This window comes from Devosia aurantiaca, assembly GCF_011058215.1.
Classification (GTDB): domain Bacteria; phylum Pseudomonadota; class Alphaproteobacteria; order Rhizobiales; family Devosiaceae; genus Devosia; species Devosia aurantiaca.
Map to the genome: position 1 here is coordinate 26,012 of NZ_JAALFG010000006.1, position 18,349 is coordinate 44,360.

The following is an 18,349-nucleotide window of genomic DNA, read 5'->3' on the forward strand; positions in this document are numbered from 1 at the left end:
ATGCCTGAGCCATTTCCGTTGCATGCAGCCGAACATGGCACCCTTGCGCGCCACGCAGATGTCGGGCCCTATGCTTTTCTGCCGCCATGAGCTTTGTCGGTGGCAGGAGGGAAAATGTATTCAACCCAGCTCGATCCCCGAGCGGATCGGCCGACCCTTTGGGTCTGGCTGCTGCCGCTCGTTTTTGTGGTGACCGGTACGCTGCTGCGTTTTTTCGCCTTCCGGTATGCACAGCCCGATGCCGAATGGACCAGCTATTTCGACGCGCTCTGCCGCTGGGATTGCGAGTGGTATGTCCGCATGGCCGAGACCGGCTATGACCGCTTCCCCGTGCCGAGCCGCATCGCCGCCGGCAACTGGGCGTTTTTCCCCTTCTATCCCATGCTGGTCGGCCTCGTCGGCAAGCTGATCCCGATCCCGACCATCGTCCTTGCCAGCGGCATGTCGATCGTCACCGCCTATGCCGCCGTGGTGCTCGCCTGGCCGCTGCTCGGCCGTAACATCCGCGCCTATGCGCTTTATGCGGCCTTCATGCTCAGCGGTCCGCTCTCGATCTACTTCACGACCTTTTTCACTGAAGTGATGTTCGTGCTCCTGACCACGATCGTCTTCCGGGCCCTGGGTCGTTCCGACTATCTCGGCGCCGCCCTGGCTTCTGCCCTGCTCTCGGCCACGCGCATCGTCGGCGTCTTCGCCTCGCTCGCCATCGGCCTTCAGGCTTTGCTGGATTATCGGACGCGAACTGGCAGCTGGCGCGGCGTTGTCGGCGGACTGCTGGGTCAACCGAGGCTTGTCCTCGCCATCTTCCTCTCCCCGCTCGGCTTTTTCGCCTACATGGCTTTTCTTCATTACTGGATCGGCGACGGTCTCGCCTTCAGCCACGTGCAGCGTGCCTGGGCTCGCGTCGTCGCCAATCCTGTCTTCTACCTTTGGCAGGGCCTCACAACCTGGCCGACCGGCGGTGCCTGGGTGTCAAACGCCCAGATCCTGGCCCTGGCAGCGATTGGGGGCCTGATCGCCACCGCCGTTCTTGCTTTCCGCCGGCAGTGGCCCGCGGCGCTCTTCGTCTTCGTCGCCACGGTCATCCCGTTGGCAGCGGGCCTCGCCTCGATGCTGCGCTTCATGGCCGGCATGCCGCCCGTCACCATCACGCTGGCGACGTTGCTTGGACGCTATCGTGTGCTTTTCGCCATCACCCTCGCCGGCCTGCTGATCGGCGCCTGGTTTACCACCCTTGCCTGGCTGGGAGGCAATGTTGCGCTTGTCTAGACCCTCACCTGCGGCGATCGCCACCTACGCCCTGGCTGGCCTCCTCGCCATCACCGAACTTGTTGTCCTGTGGAACGCGATCCACCCCAATGTATCGGATGATTTCCGCGCCTATTACATCGACCACACCACGACCTGCCTGCCACAGAAGGTCACCGGCGACTACACAATCGGCACCGAAGTAGACTTCCGCTCGGGCGGCGCCGACACGCGCGAACTACGACCCTGCGGCTGGGAAGGCCCCGCGGGCGACGGCATGCACGCGATCGGCCAAGCCTCTCGCCTGCGCTTCGCCATATCGGAGCCGCAGGACCTGACCTTGATGCTGGAACTGACCGGCGTCACTCTCCCCGGCCCACCCGCGCAGCGCGTTCAAGTCTCCGCTAACGGCACGGCCTTCGGCGAAATCGAGGTCTCCCCGACGAAACCGACCGCTTCACATTCGACGTCCCAGCAGCGCTGAGCGGAGCCGGCACACTCGACATCCTGCTCGACTTCCCCGACGCCATCAGCCCGCGCCCCGGCGTTTCCAACACGCAATGGCGCTCGGTGAAACTGACCGCGGCATCATTGACGCCGGCAGAATAGCGTAAAGAAGCAGACGGCGATCACCGCTCCGGCGGTGCCTCGACCATGCCGAGCGCCGACATATAGAGCTCGAGCAGGGCTTCCTGCTCCATGCGCTCATTAGTGTCCTGCTTGCGGATGGCAACGATCTTGCGCAGAATTTTGGTATCGAAGCCATTGCCCTTGGCCTCGGCGTAGATTTCCTTGATGTCGGCGGAAATGGCCGCCTTTTCTTCTTCCATGCGCTCGATGCGTTCGATGAAGGCGCGGAGTTGGTCCTGCGCGACGCTATCTTCAACGGCCATGATCAACCTCTTTGATTGGCAGTCCACCACCACGCCAGGAAGCGCACCGGGGACGCAAAAACATCCAAATTGCTGGCGCCCATGAACCGTAACGATAGTTAAGGATCAACCAATTTCTGGGGCCAATCCACATGCGCCTGCCGCTGGCGCACCGCTACGCAAGCGTGATCCATCGCGCAAAACCTTGCCCCTATTTCTGTCATAACCCGCCATTAGCCATTGACCCCGTTGATCCCATCGGGTCAAACAAGGGCTCGCTTTTCCATGCTTTCCGGCTTTCCTTTGCGCGGTCTCCGTCTCGGCACCACAATGCTGCTCCCGGCCATTGCCGGCTTTTTTTTTCGCGTTTGCAACGCCGGCACAGGCCGAGTTGCGCATCTGCAACCAGACGGCCAATCTGGTTTCTGTCAGCCTTGGCTATCGCGCCGAGCGCGGCTGGATGAGCGAAGGTTGGTGGCAAGCCCCGCCCGGTGATTGCCGCACCCTTTATCAGGGCGACCTGCAGCGCCGCTTTTATTACCTCTATGCCGTGGACGATATCGGCGGCGGCGCCTGGGATGGCGACGTCTTCATGTGCACGCGCGACGAAACCTTCACCATATTCGGGGTTGAGGATTGCCTCGCTCGCGGCTATGAGCGCACCGGGTTCTTTGAAATCGATACACAGAACCGGACGGACTGGACGCTGCAGCTCACCGAGAACGCCGGCGGGCCAGCGGTGGTCGGGCCGGATCTGGGCGAAGATCTTGAGGATCCTGCCTTCCTGGTCGACCCCGACGCCCCCGAAACGCCAGCCACTACGGACACGCAATGAGACGGATCAGACGCGCGAAGATCCTCGCCACGCTTGGCCCTGCCAGCAACGAGGAAAAGCAGATCGAGGAACTGGCCAAGGCCGGTGCCGACGTCTTCCGCATCAATATGAGCCATGCCAGCCATGAGCTCATGCACCAGACCGTGGCGCGTATCCGCTCGGTCGAAAAGCGCCTCAATCACCCGATCGGCATCCTGGCCGACCTTCAGGGCCCAAAGCTGCGCGTCTGGAAGTTCGCCGAAGGCTCGGTGAACCTCGTTGCGGGCCAGAAATTCACGCTCGACAGCGACAAGAACGATATCGGCAACAGCGAGCGCGTCTACCTGCCGCATCCGGAAATCATTGAAAGCGTTTCCGTCGGCGACCGTCTGCTTTTGGACGATGGCAAGCTGCAGCTCAAGGCGACTAAAGTCGGAGGCGGCGTCATCGAGACCGAGGTCGTCTATGGCGGCAAGCTCTCTGACAAGAAGGGCGTCTCGCTGCCCGATACGCTCCTGCCCACCGGCGCGTTGACGGAGAAAGATCACGCTGATCTGCTCGAAGCCCTCAAGGCCGAGGTCGATTGGATTGCGCTGAGCTTCGTGCAGCGCCCCGAAGACATCATCGACGTGCGCAAGATCGTCCAGGGCCGCGCCGGCGTCATGGCCAAGATCGAAAAGCCGCAGGCCATTGAGCGGCTCGAAGAGATCGTCAAGCTCTCCGACGCCATCATGGTCGCGCGTGGTGATCTCGGCGTCGAACTGCCGCTCGAAACCGTGCCTGGCCTGCAAAAGCGCATGATCCGGATGTGCCGCCGCTACGGCAAGCCGGTGGTCGTGGCGACGCAGATGCTCGAATCCATGATCACCGCGCCGGTCCCGACCCGCGCCGAGGTGTCCGACGTCTCGATCGCCGTCTTCGAAGGCGCCGACGCAGTCATGCTCTCCGCTGAATCCGCTTCCGGCCAATACCCGGTCGAGGCGGTTGCGACCATGAACAAGGTGGCCGTGGCCGTCGAAAGCGACGCCAACTATCGTGGCATCATCCGTGCGGCCCAGACCGAACCCGAAGCGACCGCCGCCGACGCCATTTCGGCCGCCACCCGCCAGGTTGCCGAAACGCTGGACCTTGCTGCCATCGTTACCTACACGGCCTCTGGTTCGACTGGTATCCGCGCGGCCCGCGAACGGCCCGCCAAGCCGATCATCGTGCTCTCGCCCAACCAGCGCACCATCCGCCGTTTGTCGGTGGTCTGGGGCGTCCATTGCGTGCAGACCGAAGATGCCGTGAGCCTTGAGGACATGGTCGACCGTGCCTGCGTCATTGCCTACCAGGAAGGCTTCGCTCGCCCTGGCGATCGCATTGCCATCACTGCCGGCATTCCACTCGGCACGCCAGGCGCCACGAACATGCTGCGCATCGCCTTCGTCCGTCAGGACGGCGCCGGCTCCAGCTAAGCACATAGCTTCAGCGTTTATAATCGAAGGGCTCGCCAGATCGGCGGGCCCTTTCGTTTTGCACAGCTGGCCTGCTTCCAATGATCTTGCATACATATCGTCAGTGTTATAGATGATCGTTCATTGATACTTTCAGTGAGATCACTCATGTCCACCCTGTTCCGCCTCGACGCCAGCATCCGTCATGATGGCTCCGTCACCCGCTCGGTCGCCGATCGCCTTGAGGCGGGCGTCGAAGGCAACGCCGATGCCACCATCGTCCGCCGCGATGTCGGCGCCGCGCCACTGCCCGCGACAGCCTGGGCCGCCGCCGTGTTCGGTCCCTACACGCCCGCCGAACAGCGCAGCGCCGAGCAGAACGAAGGCCTCGCGCTCTCCAAACAGGTGGCTGACGAAATCGCTTCGGCCGATGCCTTCATCTTCGCCATCCCGCTCTACAATTTCGGCGTGTCTCAGCACTTCAAGGCCTGGATCGACCTGGTGCTGACCGACGCCCGCTTTGCGCCCGGCACCCAGAGCCCCATCAAGGGTCGTCCGGCGCAGCTCGTCATCGCCAAGGGCGGCGGCTATGGCCCGGGCACTCCGCGTCACGGCTGGGATCATGCCACCGACTATTATCGTCGCGTGCTCGAAGACATGCTTGGGCTTGAGGTCGAAGTGATGGAAGTCGAGTTGACGCTGGCCGAAGTCACGCCTGCCATGGAAGCCCTGCGTCCGCAGGCAGCGCAGATCCTGGCCGATGCTTATGATACTGCCGAAAAGCGCGGCAAGCGCATGGCCGAACGCCTCGCCGTTCCCGCCGCCGCCTAAGATCGGGGATGACGCCTGTCGCGGGGGACGGTAACATGGCGCCACACATCAAGGACGCGTCCTTTCCATGTCACCATCCAACAGCAATCTGGGCTGGGCACTGACCGCGCTGCTGCGCGATTATCTCAAGCAGGTCGACGATAGTCTCAAGGACCTGCCGGGCGGATCGCGCGGCTTCATGATGCTGACCGCCATCGCCGAAACCGATTGTCAGAGCCAGGTCGTTCTTGCGGAACGGCTTGGCCTCGACCGTACGACGGTGACCTATCTGATCGACGGCCTGGAGCGCGAAAACCTGCTGACGCGCACGCCTGATCCAGCCGATCGCCGCGCTCGACACATCAATCTCACAGATCACGGCGCAGCCAGGCTCGCCAGCCTGATCAAGGCAGTCGATGCCGTCGAGGCCCGTGTGCTGTCGCGTCTTTCGGGCGGCGAGGCCGAGCACTTCCGCCACATCCTGATCAAGGCGGCGGGATTGGCGCCTGACACCGCCGAAATGTGCCAGGCTGCCATCGAAACCGGCGAGCTGATCAACGCCCGCTAAAAGTGCCAGTTGGCACCGACCTTGACCGTGTGCAGCACCGGCCGGACGCTGGTCACCTCGCCATCCCGCAAGCTGTCCACTGGCGCCAACTTCTCGCTGAACTCGTTGAGATTATACTCGGCCTTGACCGAAACAGCCTTGGTGATCGAAACCTCCGCGCCTACGCCCACTGTCCAGCCGGAATAACGCTCCTCGAACACGCCGCTTGTGCCCGCAACCGCCGGCGACACGCGCATGCTGGCGCCAGCCGTCACGAATCCGCCATTGGCGAATAGCAGCGTCCGGTCGAAGGCGACGCCAGCGCGCGCCTTGATCGTGCCGAGCCAGCTGAGGTCGGTGTCGCAATTGTTTGCAGGAACAACTGTGCATAGCGCTGTGCCGCTCGCACCCGCCCAGGCCAAGTCGCCTTCCGCACCCAGCACGAATTGCTGGAGCTGCCAGTTGGCGCCAAGCGTCGCGCCCAGCACATAGCCGTTGACCGGCGTATCAGTGATCATGATCGTCGTATTGCTGACCGCTCGCGCATGCCCCGCGACCGTACCGCCATTGAGACCGGCATAAAACCCGGTCCAGTCGAAGCCGGCATCGGTCATTTTGCCGGCAGGAGCCGGCTTGATTTCTACCCCTGCAGCCGGTGCCGCCAGTGCACCCATTGCCGCCAACACAAGAACGAGACGCATCGAAGAACCCCACAAATCGATGGGTTCAGCTTTTTCCGTTTATGGTTAGCCGCTGCTTGCAAGCAAAATCGGGACTTCTACCAAGTCCGAAGGAGACCCGCGCTACCGCGAGCCTCCGGGATACAAACGGACGCTATTCTTCGTCGCCGCCGTCGTCCTCGCCGCCATCGTCTTCGCCGCCATCGTCCTCCGAACCGTCGTCGTCCGCCCCGTCATCCTCGGAGCCATCGTCTTCCGACCCGTCGTCTTCGGACATGTCGTCCTCCGAACCGTCATCTTCTGCGGCATCGTCCTCGGTGCCGTCGTCTTCGACCGCGTCGTCGACGTCATCCTCTTCTTCGCTCATTTCCGAGCTGAACTCTTCGGAGCTGACGGTTTCCTCGATCAGCTCTTCGGAGCTTTCGTAGCTCTCGATCAGCTCCTCGGAATACTCTTCATAATATTCTTCGAAGCTGAATTCCTCATAGCTCCACACCGACCAACTGGTGATCTCGGTGATCTCGATTACCTCCTGGTAGAGTTCGAGCGTGATATAGGCGCTGGCGCTCGACAGCACGCCGGCGCGATAATAATCGAAACCGAAGTCGAAAATGCCCTGCTGCAGCCAGTAATAAACCACTTCGTCGAGGGAGATCGGCGTCGTGATGCGGCGGCCCTTGACCTCATAGATCACGTCGCCGGGCTCGACACCCTGTTGATCGGCCACCCCGCCGGGCTGCACGGCGAGCACCAGAACACCCTCGACCGAGCTGTCGAGGTCGAAAGCACTGCGCACCGCCCCGTCGATCGGCAGCAGCACCGCATCGAAGGCGCGCGAAACGTAGGGCGCCGGCAGCGCCTGTTGCGCATAGGCGGAGACGATTGGGGCAACGGGAAGCACGGAAAGATGGGCCGCCGCACCGAGCAGCAGCAGAACGCGAAGGGAATTGCGCATGGGGTTTGTCCAGGAACGCCAGCAATTCTGGCGGCTAGAAGCTAGCCCCGTTCCCAAATGGCAGCGAGCGCATTTAATTTCTGCGCCCGAAGATATGACCCTGTTCTTTTGTCCGGCACAGGCGTAGCTTCCGCTCTTTCCTAGCGCGGATAGCGGTGTTCCAGCACCGTCTTGAGCATCTGCAGGTCAGTGGTGATCCACTCGATCGTTGAGTTGAACTCTTCCGCGCTCATCTCGGGGCGCTGGATAAAGGTAAAGCTCAGTTCCGTTTCGCCGTCCTGCGCGCGCGCTCGCATCGGCATCCATAACAGCGGTTCGCCCAGCCGGAATACGGCATGGTCTAGCACGCCCTCGCTGTTGGGTTCGGAGAAACGGATCTGGCGCTCGCCGCCGAACCGAACCTCTGCCACCCAGTCGCCATTGGGCAGCTGGCGGTAGGTTTCCGGCAGCACCGCCGCCCAATCGGCATAGGAACGCGGATCGGCAAGATAGGCATAGGCCTTGTCGTAGGGAACATCGATCGCCACCACGATGGTATGTGAAAGCGCCATGCCACCCTGCCCCCTTGCTGCCACACCCACCATACAACAAGGCCCGCATTTTCATGCGGGCCTTGTCGAAAATCAAAGATCAAGCTTGCCGGGAAATTAACCCTGGCGCGCCTTGAAGCGCTTGTCGACCTTGTTGATGATGTAGACGCGGCCGCGACGGCGGACGAGCTTGTTCGCGCGGTGGCGAGTCATCAACGCCTTCAGCGAGTTGCGGACTTTCATCGATGTAATCCTCGGCTTAAATAAAAGGGGCGCCAAGGCGCCCGAAAACTGGGGTCTTCATAGGCAAGTTGACCGAAGCTGTCAACGCGCCTCGACCCGCCAATCCACAAAAGTGCATCGGCAAAAGTAAAACCCAGTTCCCGGCCCTCTACGCAATCCCCCGCTTTTCGCGTTAACGCCAGGGTGAGAGCGTCCCCGCTATTCTGAGCCCCTCACCAGGGTCGAAAAATGCCCAGCGAACAGATCACCAAGAGCGGCGTGCTCATCGTCGATCCGCAGACCAATATGGCAGCGCTGGTCGCCACCATGCTGCGTGGCTTCGGCCGCCGCGACATCCGCGAAGCCAATGACGCGACCCAGGCTTTGGCTGAACTGCGCCGCCGCCCGTTCGATCTCGTGATTGTCGATGACGCACTCTCCGACATGGACGCTGTCGACCTGGTAAAGCGCCTCAGGGCCACCGCCAACAGCAATCGCTCCGCATCGGTGATCATGATGGCCGCGGCGCCCGATGCCGCGCGCATCGAAGCGGCGCGCGATGCCGGCGTCAGTGAGTTCCTGCGCAAGCCTTTCGCCGCCAACCAGCTCAAGGCCCGGCTCGACAGCATAAAGGCGCGTCCCCGCGCCTTTATCGATCTTGAGAGCTATGCCGGGCCAGACCGGCGCCGCCGCCGCGAAGACGTCGGCGACGATCGCCGCTGCGATTAAGCGGCCGCTGCTGCCGCCGCAGCTTCACGCCGCATGCGCCGGCGCAATTCGCGCCGTTCCATTTCCATCTTCGGGTCCGGCACCGGCACCGAGGCGATAAGCTTTTTCGTATAGTCGTGCCGCGGTTGCGAGACCACCTGCTCGGCCTCGCCGATCTCCACCACTTCCCCGAAATAAAGCACCATGATGCGCTGCGCGATATGGCGCACCACGGCAATGTCGTGGGCGATGAACAGCAGCGAAATCCCGAGATCCTTTTGCAGGTCCATGAGGAGGTTGATCACCTGCGCCTGCACCGAAACGTCGAGCGCCGACACGGCCTCGTCGCAGACGATGAGCTTTGGCCGCGTGATCAGCGCCCGCGCAATGCCGATGCGCTGGCACTGGCCGCCGGAGAACTCGTGTGGATACTTGTTGATCATGCCGGCCGACAGCCCGACCTTTTCCATCATCTCGATGACGCGCGCATTGCGCTCGGTCTTGTTGACCTCGGGATAATGGATGAGGAGCGGCTCCGCGATGATGGCGCCAGCGGTCATGCGCGGATTGAGCGAGGCCAGCGGATCCTGGAAGATCATCTGGATATCTTTGCGCAACCCGACGAGCTCCTTGGGGCTCATCTTGAAGATGTCCTTGCCCATCCAGCGCGACTCGCCGGACGTCGCCTGCAACAGCCGGATCACCGCGCGCGACAGCGTGGACTTGCCACACCCGCTTTCACCGACGATGCCCAACGTCTCGCCCTGCTTGAGATCGAAGGACACGTTCTTGACCGCATGAAGCAGCTTGGTGCCGCCGAAGAGCCCGCCGGCGGGGATGCTGAAATCCACCGAAACATTGCGGACGTCGAGAATGGTTTCGCGCTCGCTCATGCTACGCCCTTTGCCTTCATGAAGTCATAGGAGACGGTCGAGAGCCGCTCGACCTTGCGGTCCAGTCGCGGCACCGCCGCCAGCAGTCCTTGCGTATAAGGATGCTCCGGATTGGCGAAGAGGTCGTCGGTCTTGCGATATTCCATCACCCGCCCGTCATACATGACCAGCGTTTCTTCACAGGTGCCGGCGACGATCCCCAAGTCATGGGTAATAAGGATGATCGAGGTGCCGAAATCCTCCTGCAGGTCGACCAAAGGTCGATGATCTCGGCCTGCACCGTCACGTCGAGGGCCGTGGTCGGTTCGTCCGCGATCAAAAGTTCAGGTCCGCACAGCAGCGACATGGCGATCATCACGCGCTGCCGCATGCCGCCCGAAAACTCGTGCGGGTACATGTGGACGCGGTTCTTGGCGTCCGGAATGCGCACCGCATCGAGAAAGCGCACGCTTTCCGCCACCGCGGCGCCATGGCTCATGCCCTTGTGCAGTTCGAGCACTTCGGTCATCTGCCGCGAAATGCGCAGGTACGGGTTAAGCGAGGTCATGGGATCCTGGAAGATTATCCCGATCCGCCGCGCACGATACTGGTTCATCTCCCGCGTCGGCAGGTTGATGATCTCCTTGCCGTCGAACATGATCGAGCCGGAGGCCCGCCCGTTCTTGGGCAAAAGCCCCAGGATGGCGAAAGCACCCTGCGTCTTGCCGGAGCCGCTTTCGCCCACGATGGCGAGCGTCCGGCCCTTTTCGAGCGTATAGCTCAGGTCCTTGACCGCATGGACGACGCCGTCATTGGTGTCGAAGTCGACCTTGAGGTTTTTTACTTCAAGCAAAGCCATTTTGGTCTTTCTAGCGATCCTTGGGGTCGAGCGCGTCACGCAGGCCATCGCCGATATAGGTGAGGCACAAGAGGAGCGTGATCAGCACCACGGCAGGGGCAAGCAGCATCCAGGGCAACACTTCAGCCACCGGCGCACCGGCGGAAATCAGCGTACCCAAGGACGTCTGCGGCTCCTGAACGCCAAGGCCGAGATAGGAGAGGAAGCTCTCCGCGATGATGATTTCGGGAATGGTCAGCGTCGCATAGATCACGACGGGCCCGGTCAGATTGGGCACGATGTGACGGAAGATGATCTTCCACGAGCTCGCGCCACTGGCGCGCGCCGCCTCGACGAATTCCTTTTCCTTGATGGAAAGGGTCTGCCCGCGCACGATACGCGCCATGGTCAGCCATTCGATGGCCCCGATGCCGACAAACAGCAGCACCGGATTACGCCCGAACATTACCATCAGGATGATGACGAAGAGGATATAGGGCAGCGCGTACATGACGTCGACGATGCGCATCATGATCGCATCGACCCGGCCGCCGAAATAGCCGGCCACCGCGCCATAGACGACGCCGATGCTGACCGAAACGACCGTGGCGACGAATGCCACGATCAAGCTCATCTGCGTGCCCTGCAGCACGCGGGCCAGCATGTCGCGACCATTTTGGTCGGTGCCGAAATAGTGCCCCGCCTCGAAGTTTGGCGGCTTGCGGATGTTGGACCAATCGACCTGGGAATAACCCCAGGGCACGAAATAGGGTCCGATAAACGCAAGCAGCACAATAAGGACGATCACGGCGATCGAAACTACCGCAGCCTTGTTGCGCACGAGGCGACGCATCGCGTCCTGCGTAAGGGAACGACCCTTTGGCGGATCGAGCTTTTCCAGCTTCTCGGCATAAGCCGTGAGAACCTGGTCCTTGCCAGTCAAGCCGGGCATCAGCGGTACCTCACCTTGGGATCGAGCCAGGCATAGATGAGGTCAACGATCAGATTGAGTGCGAGAATAATGAACATGTAGAGAATGGTCGTGCCCAAGACGATGCCGTAGTCGCGGTTTAGCGCGGCCTGGACGAAATACTTGCCGATCCCGGGAAGCCCGAAAATCTGCTCGACCGCGAGTGAACCGGTGAGCAGGTATGAGAGACCTGGCCCGAGATAGGAGACCACTGGCAGAAGCGCCGGCTTGATCGCGTGCCGCGCCATGATCAGCCGCTGCCCAAGCCCCTTGGCCTTGGCGGTGCGGACATAATTGCTGCCCAGGACTTCGATCATCGAGCCGCGCATGAGCCGGCTGATACGCGCTGCATGTGGCCAGGCGAGCACGGTAACGGGCAGGATCAGATGCCAAAGCGAACCAGTGACCCAGCCGCCGGCAGGCACCCAGCGCAGGTAGACGCCGAACCAAAGCTGCAACAGCGCAGCCATCAGGAAGTTGGGCACCACGACGCCCAGCATCACCGCAAGCACCAGCACATAGTCCGGCCACTTGTTCTGGTTCACCGCAGCAACCATGCCGGCCAGGATGCCGATGGCGGTGGCGATGACGAAAGCGAACATCGCCATGGTGAGGGTGAAGGGGAAGCCGATGCGGATCAGGTCCGAAACGTTGAACCCGTCGATCACCATGGACGGGCCGAGGTCTCCCTGCAGCAGCCGTCCCACATAGATGAAGTACTGGCTGATCAGCGGCTGATCGAGATTGTAATGGGCGCGCAGGTTCGCCAGCACGGTCGGCGGCAAGGCGCGTTCGCCATCGAATGGACCACCCGGCGCCAGGCGCAGAATGAAAAAGCAGATCGTTACGGCGATCAATGCAATCGGAATGGCCGAAAGCACGCGCCGGAAGGCATAGGACAGCATGTGTCGTGAACTCCTTGGCCGGGTCGCCGAGATGCGGAAGGGCCGCAGGGCGTAAGGCCGGACAAAAGAACCGTGGGGGCGCTGGGCCCCCACGATCGTCATTCGATCTTCCGTTTATTCCGACTTCGAGAGCCAGCGGGTGCGGAAGATATTCTTGGCGTTTTCTTCAAAGCCCGAGATGCGCGGCGACACGACGTCCTTGGAAACGTACCAGTAGATCGGGATCGCGGCGAACTCGTCCATGGCCAGCTTTTCCGCCTGGGCCAGAAGGTCGGCACGGGCTTCAAGATCGAGCTCGGTCGAGGCCTGGGTCAGGAGGTTGTCGAACTCTTCGTTCGAATACCGACCGTAGTTGTTGCCCCAGTTCATGGTGCCGCCCTGGTTCGTCCCGGTCTTCAAAAGATCGAGCGTGTTGGACGGATCCGAGTAGTCGAGCAGCCAGCCGGCACGGCCGACCTGGAAGTCACCGGCGCGCAGCAGCGTCATAGTGCACGGCCGTTTCAGCGTTGAACAGCTCGACCTTGACCCCGATCGGCTCCCACATGGCGGCAATCGCCACGGCGATACGCTGGTGGTTGTCATTGGTGTTGTAGCGCAGCTGCAGGGTCAGCGGATTGTCCGGACCATAACCGGCTTCGGTCATGAGTTCGGTCGCACGAGCAACGCGTTCCTCATAGGGCGTTTCGGCCCAGGTCGGCATGTAGGCGCTGCCTTCGGCAACGTAGTTATTGGTGCCCGGCGGAACCCAGCCATAAGCCGGCAATTCGCCAGTGCCCAGAATATCGGGGCCGATCACGTCGCGCACGACGGTGGTCGAAAGCGCTTCGCGGATGCGGATATCGGCCAGCGGCTGGCCTTCTTCCTGGTTCATCACGTAGTAGTAGACGCCCAGGAACGGCACCACATGGGCTTCGCCCGGCAGGTTATCCTGCAGCCACTGATACTGGTCGGCAGGGAAGTCGGTCAGGATGTCGAATTCGCCAGCGCGGTAGCGGTTGAGCGCAGCAGCCTGGTCTTCGAGAACGTGGTAGTAGACCTCGTCGATCTGGACGTTTTCGGCATCATAATAGTCCGGGTTCTTTTCCGAACGGACATAGGAGCCCGGGAGCCATTCCTTGATCAGATAGGGGCCGTTGCCGATGATGTTTTCGACACGCGTCCACTCGTCGCCGACTTCTTCCACCAGGTGCTGCGGCACCGGGTAGGCGGTGTAGTGGGTCAGCGCATCGAGGAAGAACGGCGTCGCCGCTTCCAGCGTGATTTCGAGCGTCTTGTCGTCGATCGCCTTGACGCCAAGCTCGTTAAAATCGGTGATTTCGCCCGAGTTGATGGCTTCCGCGTTCTTGATCGGGAACTGCAGGTAAGCATAGTCCGCGGCGGTCGCCGGGTTGAACAGGCGCTGGAAGGCATAGACGAAATCGCCTGCCGTCACCGGTTCGCCATCCGACCACTGGATGCCATCGCGCAACTTGAACGTATAGACGGTACCGTCTTCCGAAATTTCCCAGCTCTCGGCCTGGCCCGGAATGGCTTCCGCCTTGGCGTTCTCGGTTAGGAGACCTTCGATATAGTCGCCGATGACGCGGTTTTCCCAATCGCCCGAAGCCTTGTGCGGATCGAGCGTGCCCGGGTCACCACCATTGTGCAGCTGCAGCGTCACCGCCGAGGCAGCGGTGCTCATCATCAGCGCCATGACGCCGGCGGTCGCGACCGCTTTGAAAGCTGAGGTGAACTTCATTCTCGTCCCATCTCCTTGTGGAATTCCTGAAAATATTGGCACCGCCCCTATGTGCGGCTTATGCCCTCGCCGCCGTTAAACCCGGCAGTCAAGATCGTTGGACGGTATCGCCAGAAAGCGTCCACTGACAAGCAAAACATTGACCTATGCGTCAATGCTGACAATTTCTGACGCAAAGGTGTGCGTTGGAACGCGGCGAGGTCAGGGATATTCGGGCCGGGAGTGGACAATGTTGTCGATGATGATCCGATCCGTGTGAACCGTGTAGATCATGATGTAGTTGGGGTGGGCGACATATTCCCGAGTACCCGGAACGCGTCCCGTCCGCCCAATATACGGACGATCCGACAACAGCAGCGCGCCCTCGGTGAAGCGCTCGTAAAGATCAAGAGCTGCCGTTACATTGAATTGCGCAACGTATGCAGCGGCCAGGTCAGCTTGGTCCAATCCGAAAGCCGACCATTGCACTTGCATCAAGCGCTTTTCCGCGATGTGCGCCGGATCGTCTCACGAAGCCGTGCCATGGCCTCGTCGTGCGGGATGGCAGGCCGCGGATCATCCTTCGACTCTTGCACCTTCTTCCGGAACCACCGATCGTAAGAGTCCGCCTGTTCCTGCGTCTCGAACTCAGAAACGATGGGATCGAGTTTTTCGCTCATGGAGCGCTCCTAGCTGAAAAGCCCCGCCTGCCCCACAGCATAGATCACCAGGGCCACCGCCAGCAACACCGCGAACGGCAGCCATCCCGGCGTTGGGCCGCGAGGCTTTTTCACTGGCGGCTCAGGCTTTTTCTCCGGCCGCCGGAACTTGACGACATTGTCGTTCATGCTGCGCTTTCAACCAATGCTGCGACACCCATCCCGCCGGCGGTGCAGACCGACAACAGCGCCCGTTTCCCGGGATCCTGGCTCAATAGCTTTGCCGTTACGCCCAAGATTCGGGCGCCCGTTGCGGCAAAGGGATGCCCATAGGCAAGGCTCGACCCCTTGACGTTGATCTTGGCCGGATCGATCTCGCCCAAAACGTCGGACCGACCCAGCACATCGCGATTGTAGTCCGGGTCTTTCCAGGCCTTTAGTGTGCACAACACCTGCGCTGCAAACGCCTCGTGCAGCTCGAAATAATCGATGTCCGCAAAGCTCAGGCCCGCTTTGTCGAGCATTTCGCTGACCGCAATTGTCGGCGCCATGAGCAGTCCCTCGCCATGGGCAAAATCATTGCCGGCTACACGCCCGGTGGTGAGATAGGCGAGGATCGGCAGCCCACGCGCCCGCGCCCATTCTTCGGACGCCAGCAACACCCCGGCCGCGCCGTCCGTCAGCGGCGTCGAATTGCCCGCCGTCAGCGTCCCCTGCCCGCTGGTCTTGTCGAAGGCGGGCTTAAGCGTCGACATCTTCTCCATATTCGCATCGGCACGCACATTGTTGTCGCGCACAAGCCCAGCGCATTGCACGAGGAGGTCGTCGTGAAATGCCTCGTCATAAGCCTTTGCAGCATTGCGATGGCTTGCCACAGCCAGGGCATCCTGCTCTGCGCGCGTGATCCCCATTCCTTCGCCATGAGCTCGGCATGCTGGCCCATGGACAGCCCCGTGCGCGGCTCGTTGACCGAGGGCGCCACGGGCGTCAGCTCGCCGAAAGAAAAGCCCTTGGCGAACGCCTTGACCTTGTCGCCGGTCGTCTTGGCAGCGTTGGCACCCAGCAACCGCTTCTGGAATTTCGGCCCGAACACGATCGGGCTGTCCGAAACGGAATCCGACCCCGCCGCAATGCCGCTATCGATCTGCCCCGAAGCGATCTTGCCGGCGAGCACCAGTGCCGCCTGGAGGCTCGTGCCGCAAGCGATCTGCATCGTCGTTCCCGGCGTGCGCGGCGAAAGGCCCGCGTCGAGCGCCGCCTCGCGCGCAATGTTGAAGTCGCGCGAGTGGTTGATCACCGCGCCGGCAATGACCTCGTCGATCTTCTCGCCCTTGAGCCCGAACTTGTCGACCAGCCCTGTCATCGTGGCGCTGAGCATGGAAAGATTGGTCTCGTCCGCATAGGCCGTGCCGCCGCGGGCAAAGGGAATGCGGGCCGAACCGACAATGGCAACGCGCTTGGTTTCACTCATCTCATCTCTCCTTACGCGCGGCCATCGGCGCGAGCCTTCATCGGCCCGCCGAGGAAGGGTGCAAAGCCTGTGCCCATGATGACGCCGATATCGGCAAGGTCCGGCGAGGCGACGACGCCTTCGGACACAACCACTTCGGTCATGTCGACCAGGGGCTTCACCAGCTCACGGCCGAGCTTGGCAAGGTCGTCGCGTTCCGGCGTTTCGCCTTTGACCGCCTTGCCGTTTTCCCACTTGTAAAAACCTTCGCCGCTCTTGCGGCCAAGCTTGCCCTCGGCAATCAGACGGGCAAATTGGCTGCCTTCCGGCACGGCGTGACCCAGCTCGGTCGCCACCGACTTGCCGACATCGAGGCCCACCGTGTCCATGAGCTCGATCGGCCCCATCGGCATGCCGAAGGCCACGGCTGCGGCATCGAGCACTTCCTTGCTCTCGCCGCGCTCCACCCGTTCCACTGCGCCTAGCATATAGGGCATCAGCACGCGGTTGACGAGGAAACCCGGCGCGGACTTGACCACCACCGGCGACTTGCCGATCGCTTGCGCAAAGCTGGCGCCCTTGCCAATCGCCTCGTCCGAGTTGAAGCGCGAGCGGATCACTTCCACCAAGGGCAGCTGCGCCACCGGGTTGAAGAAATGGAGCCCAATTAGCCGTGCCGGATCCTTCAGTGCCTCCGCAATGCGCTCGAGCTCGATCGAGGACGTGTTGGTCGCCATGATCGCGCCGGGCTTCATCTTGTCCTCGAGCCCGGAAAAGATCGCCTGCTTGACCTCGAGCTTTTCCACCACCGCCTCGATGATGACATCTGCCCGCGCCACCCCGGTCCCTTGCGGGTCGGCGCTCAGCCGCAGCATTGCCGCATCCACCTCGCGCCGCTTCTTATAGCGCTTGCTGAAAAGCTTCTTGGCGCGATCAAGCGCCGGCTTGATGCGCTCCATGTCGAGATCCTGCAGCGTCACGCTCATGCCGCGATAGGCGCACCAAGCCGCGATATCGCCGCCCATGACACCGGCACCGATCACATGCACGCGCGAAAACTTGGCGCCCTTGAGCCCCTGCTTCTTGAGGCTTTCGGACAGAAAGAATACCCGCCGCAGATTGGTCGCGGTCGGCGAGCCCATCAGCGGCACGAAGGCGTCGATCTCGCCGCGCACCATGGCCTTCCAGTCGTCGCCATGTTTCTGAAAGAGGTCGATCAGCGCATAGGGCGCGGGGAAATGCTCCTTGCGCGCCTTCTTGCCCGCCTGTTCGCGCATCTTGTTGGCCACGGCTTCGCGCACCAGCGGCAGCGCCACGGCGCGCTTTACCAAACCCGCCTCGCTCGACTTGCGCTTCTGCAGCACCGCCTTTCGGCCTTCCCAGCGCAGCATGTCGCGATGGCGCACGAGCTTGTCGACGAGGTTCAACCCGCGCGCCGCCCCAGCCCGCAGCATCTTGCCGGTCAGCATGATCTGCATGGCATCGACCGGACCGGCCTGGCGGATCGAGCGCCCGGTGCCCCCAAATCCCGGAAAGATTCCCAGATTGACTTCGGGAAAGCCGATGCGCGTCTTCTCGTCGTTGACCGCAATGCGGTAGTGGCAGGCCAGCGCCAGCTCCAGCCCGCCGCCAAGGCAAAAGCCATGGATGCCGGCCACGATCGGCACGGGCAACTTCTCGATCCGCGCAAACAGCGCATGCGTGCGCGTCAGCGCCTCGGTCAACACGGATGGATCGCTCATCGTGTCGAACTCGGACACATCCGCCCCGGCGATGAACCCCGAATCCTTGCCCGACAAGAGTACGACGCCGACCAGCTGACCAGAACTCGCCAGCGCCTCGAACTGGCCGACCAGCGTCTCGAGCTCGGTGATCGCCTCGCGGCTCAATGTATTGACCGAGCCCTCCGGCGAATGGATCGTCAGCCAGCCGATCTTTTCGAGATCGGTATGAAAGCTCCAGTTGGGGGTCTCGGTCGCGTTGTGGGCGATCATTGTTTGGTCCTCATGCCCGCCCTCGTGGTTCGAGGGTCGCTTTGCTCCCACCTCACCATGAGGGCTCCGGAGCACCGTTGTTGTTGAGCCCTCATGGTGAGGCGCTTTGCCCTAAGCAAAGC

Annotated in this window: 22 protein-coding genes and 2 pseudogenes; 7 read left to right on the forward strand and 17 right to left on the reverse strand. The window is 61.9% G+C overall.

Annotated elements, in window-relative coordinates:
• Window positions 1-114: 114 nt before the first annotated feature.
• A complete protein-coding gene (locus G5575_RS18405) occupies window positions 115-1,269 on the forward strand; it encodes a hypothetical protein (protein ID WP_164535601.1) in 1,155 nt (384 codons plus the stop codon).
• Window positions 1,262-1,732: a hypothetical protein gene (locus G5575_RS18410; RefSeq protein ID WP_164535602.1), complete on the forward strand. Its 471-nt coding sequence runs from the start codon at window positions 1,262-1,264 to the stop codon at window positions 1,730-1,732. Before G5575_RS18405 ends, G5575_RS18410 begins: the two co-directional genes overlap by 8 nt.
• Window positions 1,733-1,877: 145 nt before the next feature.
• Here G5575_RS18410 and G5575_RS18415 read toward each other — a convergent pair whose 3' ends face one another.
• Window positions 1,878-2,141, reverse strand: coding sequence for a DUF2312 domain-containing protein (locus G5575_RS18415; protein WP_164535603.1), 264 nt, complete (start codon window positions 2,139-2,141; stop codon window positions 1,878-1,880).
• A gap of 325 nt (window positions 2,142-2,466) precedes the next feature.
• Between G5575_RS18415 and G5575_RS18420 the strand changes: the two genes are divergently transcribed.
• The 4 genes from G5575_RS18420 (at window position 2,467) to G5575_RS18435 (ending at window position 5,748) form a co-directional block, all read left to right on the forward strand.
• A complete protein-coding gene (locus tag G5575_RS18420) occupies window positions 2,467-2,955 on the forward strand; it encodes a DUF1036 domain-containing protein (protein ID WP_164535604.1) in 489 nt (162 codons plus the stop codon).
• A complete protein-coding gene (gene pyk / locus G5575_RS18425; protein WP_164535605.1) occupies window positions 2,952-4,391 on the forward strand; it encodes a pyruvate kinase in 1,440 nt (479 codons plus the stop codon). Before G5575_RS18420 ends, pyk begins: the two co-directional genes overlap by 4 nt.
• A 147-nt stretch (window positions 4,392-4,538) precedes the next feature.
• Window positions 4,539-5,201 (forward strand): FMN-dependent NADH-azoreductase, encoded by a 663-nt coding sequence (locus G5575_RS18430; protein WP_164535606.1) that lies wholly within the window; start codon window positions 4,539-4,541, stop codon window positions 5,199-5,201.
• A 67-nt stretch (window positions 5,202-5,268) separates the two neighbouring features.
• Complete coding sequence (locus tag G5575_RS18435; RefSeq protein WP_164535607.1) at window positions 5,269-5,748, forward strand: MarR family winged helix-turn-helix transcriptional regulator; 480 nt, start codon at window positions 5,269-5,271, stop codon at window positions 5,746-5,748.
• Here the strand turns inward: G5575_RS18435 and G5575_RS18440 are convergent.
• The 4 genes from G5575_RS18440 to ykgO all read right to left on the reverse strand — a co-directional run bounded on the left by G5575_RS18440 (window position 5,745) and on the right by ykgO (window position 8,135).
• Window positions 5,745-6,428 carry an outer membrane protein gene (locus tag G5575_RS18440; protein WP_164535608.1) on the reverse strand — a complete coding sequence of 228 codons (684 nt, stop codon included), beginning with the start codon at window positions 6,426-6,428 and terminating at the stop codon, window positions 5,745-5,747. The genes G5575_RS18435 and G5575_RS18440 overlap by 4 nt on opposite strands.
• A 133-nt stretch (window positions 6,429-6,561) precedes the next feature.
• Window positions 6,562-7,362, reverse strand: coding sequence for a PDZ domain-containing protein (locus G5575_RS18445; RefSeq protein ID WP_164535609.1), 801 nt, complete (start codon window positions 7,360-7,362; stop codon window positions 6,562-6,564).
• 140 nt (window positions 7,363-7,502) lie between these two features.
• Window positions 7,503-7,913 (reverse strand): SRPBCC family protein, encoded by a 411-nt coding sequence (locus tag G5575_RS18450; protein ID WP_164535610.1) that lies wholly within the window; start codon window positions 7,911-7,913, stop codon window positions 7,503-7,505.
• Between the two features lie 96 nt (window positions 7,914-8,009).
• Window positions 8,010-8,135, reverse strand: coding sequence for a type B 50S ribosomal protein L36 (ykgO, locus tag G5575_RS18455; protein WP_046139985.1), 126 nt, complete (start codon window positions 8,133-8,135; stop codon window positions 8,010-8,012).
• Between the two features lie 228 nt (window positions 8,136-8,363).
• On the opposite strand from ykgO, the gene G5575_RS18460 reads away from it, so the two are divergent.
• Window positions 8,364-8,843: a response regulator gene (locus G5575_RS18460; RefSeq protein WP_164535611.1), complete on the forward strand. Its 480-nt coding sequence runs from the start codon at window positions 8,364-8,366 to the stop codon at window positions 8,841-8,843.
• On the opposite strand, the gene G5575_RS18465 is transcribed toward G5575_RS18460, so the two are convergent.
• The 12 genes and pseudogenes from G5575_RS18465 to G5575_RS18510 all read right to left on the reverse strand — a co-directional run bounded on the left by G5575_RS18465 (window position 8,840) and on the right by G5575_RS18510 (window position 18,227).
• Window positions 8,840-9,715, reverse strand: coding sequence for an ABC transporter ATP-binding protein (locus tag G5575_RS18465; protein WP_164535612.1), 876 nt, complete (start codon window positions 9,713-9,715; stop codon window positions 8,840-8,842). The two genes, G5575_RS18460 and G5575_RS18465, sit on opposite strands and share 4 nt — an antisense overlap.
• Window positions 9,712-9,879, reverse strand: coding sequence for an ABC transporter ATP-binding protein (locus tag G5575_RS21970; protein WP_328766597.1), 168 nt, complete (start codon window positions 9,877-9,879; stop codon window positions 9,712-9,714). The genes G5575_RS18465 and G5575_RS21970 overlap by 4 nt, the downstream gene beginning before the upstream one ends.
• Window positions 9,861-10,553 carry an ATP-binding cassette domain-containing protein gene (locus G5575_RS18470; RefSeq protein WP_328766599.1) on the reverse strand — a complete coding sequence of 231 codons (693 nt, stop codon included), beginning with the start codon at window positions 10,551-10,553 and terminating at the stop codon, window positions 9,861-9,863. The genes G5575_RS21970 and G5575_RS18470 overlap by 19 nt, the downstream gene beginning before the upstream one ends.
• Before the next feature lie 10 nt (window positions 10,554-10,563).
• Window positions 10,564-11,484: an ABC transporter permease gene (locus G5575_RS18475; protein ID WP_164535613.1), complete on the reverse strand. Its 921-nt coding sequence runs from the start codon at window positions 11,482-11,484 to the stop codon at window positions 10,564-10,566.
• The gene (locus G5575_RS18480; RefSeq protein ID WP_164535614.1) at window positions 11,484-12,407 is read right to left on the reverse strand and encodes an ABC transporter permease subunit; all 924 of its coding nucleotides are present in this window, start codon (window positions 12,405-12,407) and stop codon (window positions 11,484-11,486) included. The genes G5575_RS18475 and G5575_RS18480 overlap by 1 nt, the downstream gene beginning before the upstream one ends.
• A 114-nt stretch (window positions 12,408-12,521) precedes the next feature.
• Window positions 12,522-14,145, reverse strand: a pseudogene (locus G5575_RS18485) (peptide ABC transporter substrate-binding protein).
• 201 nt (window positions 14,146-14,346) lie between these two features.
• Window positions 14,347-14,619: a type II toxin-antitoxin system RelE/ParE family toxin gene (locus G5575_RS18490; RefSeq protein ID WP_164535697.1), complete on the reverse strand. Its 273-nt coding sequence runs from the start codon at window positions 14,617-14,619 to the stop codon at window positions 14,347-14,349.
• Window positions 14,619-14,804, reverse strand: a complete 186-nt coding sequence (gene relB / locus G5575_RS18495; RefSeq protein WP_164535615.1) for a type II toxin-antitoxin system RelB family antitoxin — start codon at window positions 14,802-14,804, stop codon at window positions 14,619-14,621. The genes G5575_RS18490 and relB overlap by 1 nt, the downstream gene beginning before the upstream one ends.
• A gap of 9 nt (window positions 14,805-14,813) precedes the next feature.
• Window positions 14,814-14,972 carry a hypothetical protein gene (locus G5575_RS18500; RefSeq protein WP_164535616.1) on the reverse strand — a complete coding sequence of 53 codons (159 nt, stop codon included), beginning with the start codon at window positions 14,970-14,972 and terminating at the stop codon, window positions 14,814-14,816.
• Window positions 14,969-15,694 (reverse strand): thiolase family protein, encoded by a 726-nt coding sequence (locus G5575_RS21975; RefSeq protein ID WP_407924881.1) that lies wholly within the window; start codon window positions 15,692-15,694, stop codon window positions 14,969-14,971. The genes G5575_RS18500 and G5575_RS21975 overlap by 4 nt, the downstream gene beginning before the upstream one ends.
• Window positions 15,695-15,747: 53 nt before the next feature.
• Window positions 15,748-16,254: pseudogene (locus tag G5575_RS20850) on the reverse strand (thiolase family protein); the annotation flags it as partial.
• An 11-nt stretch (window positions 16,255-16,265) separates the two neighbouring features.
• Complete coding sequence (locus G5575_RS18510; RefSeq protein WP_164535617.1) at window positions 16,266-18,227, reverse strand: 3-hydroxyacyl-CoA dehydrogenase NAD-binding domain-containing protein; 1,962 nt, start codon at window positions 18,225-18,227, stop codon at window positions 16,266-16,268.
• Window positions 18,228-18,349 lie beyond the last annotated feature (122 nt).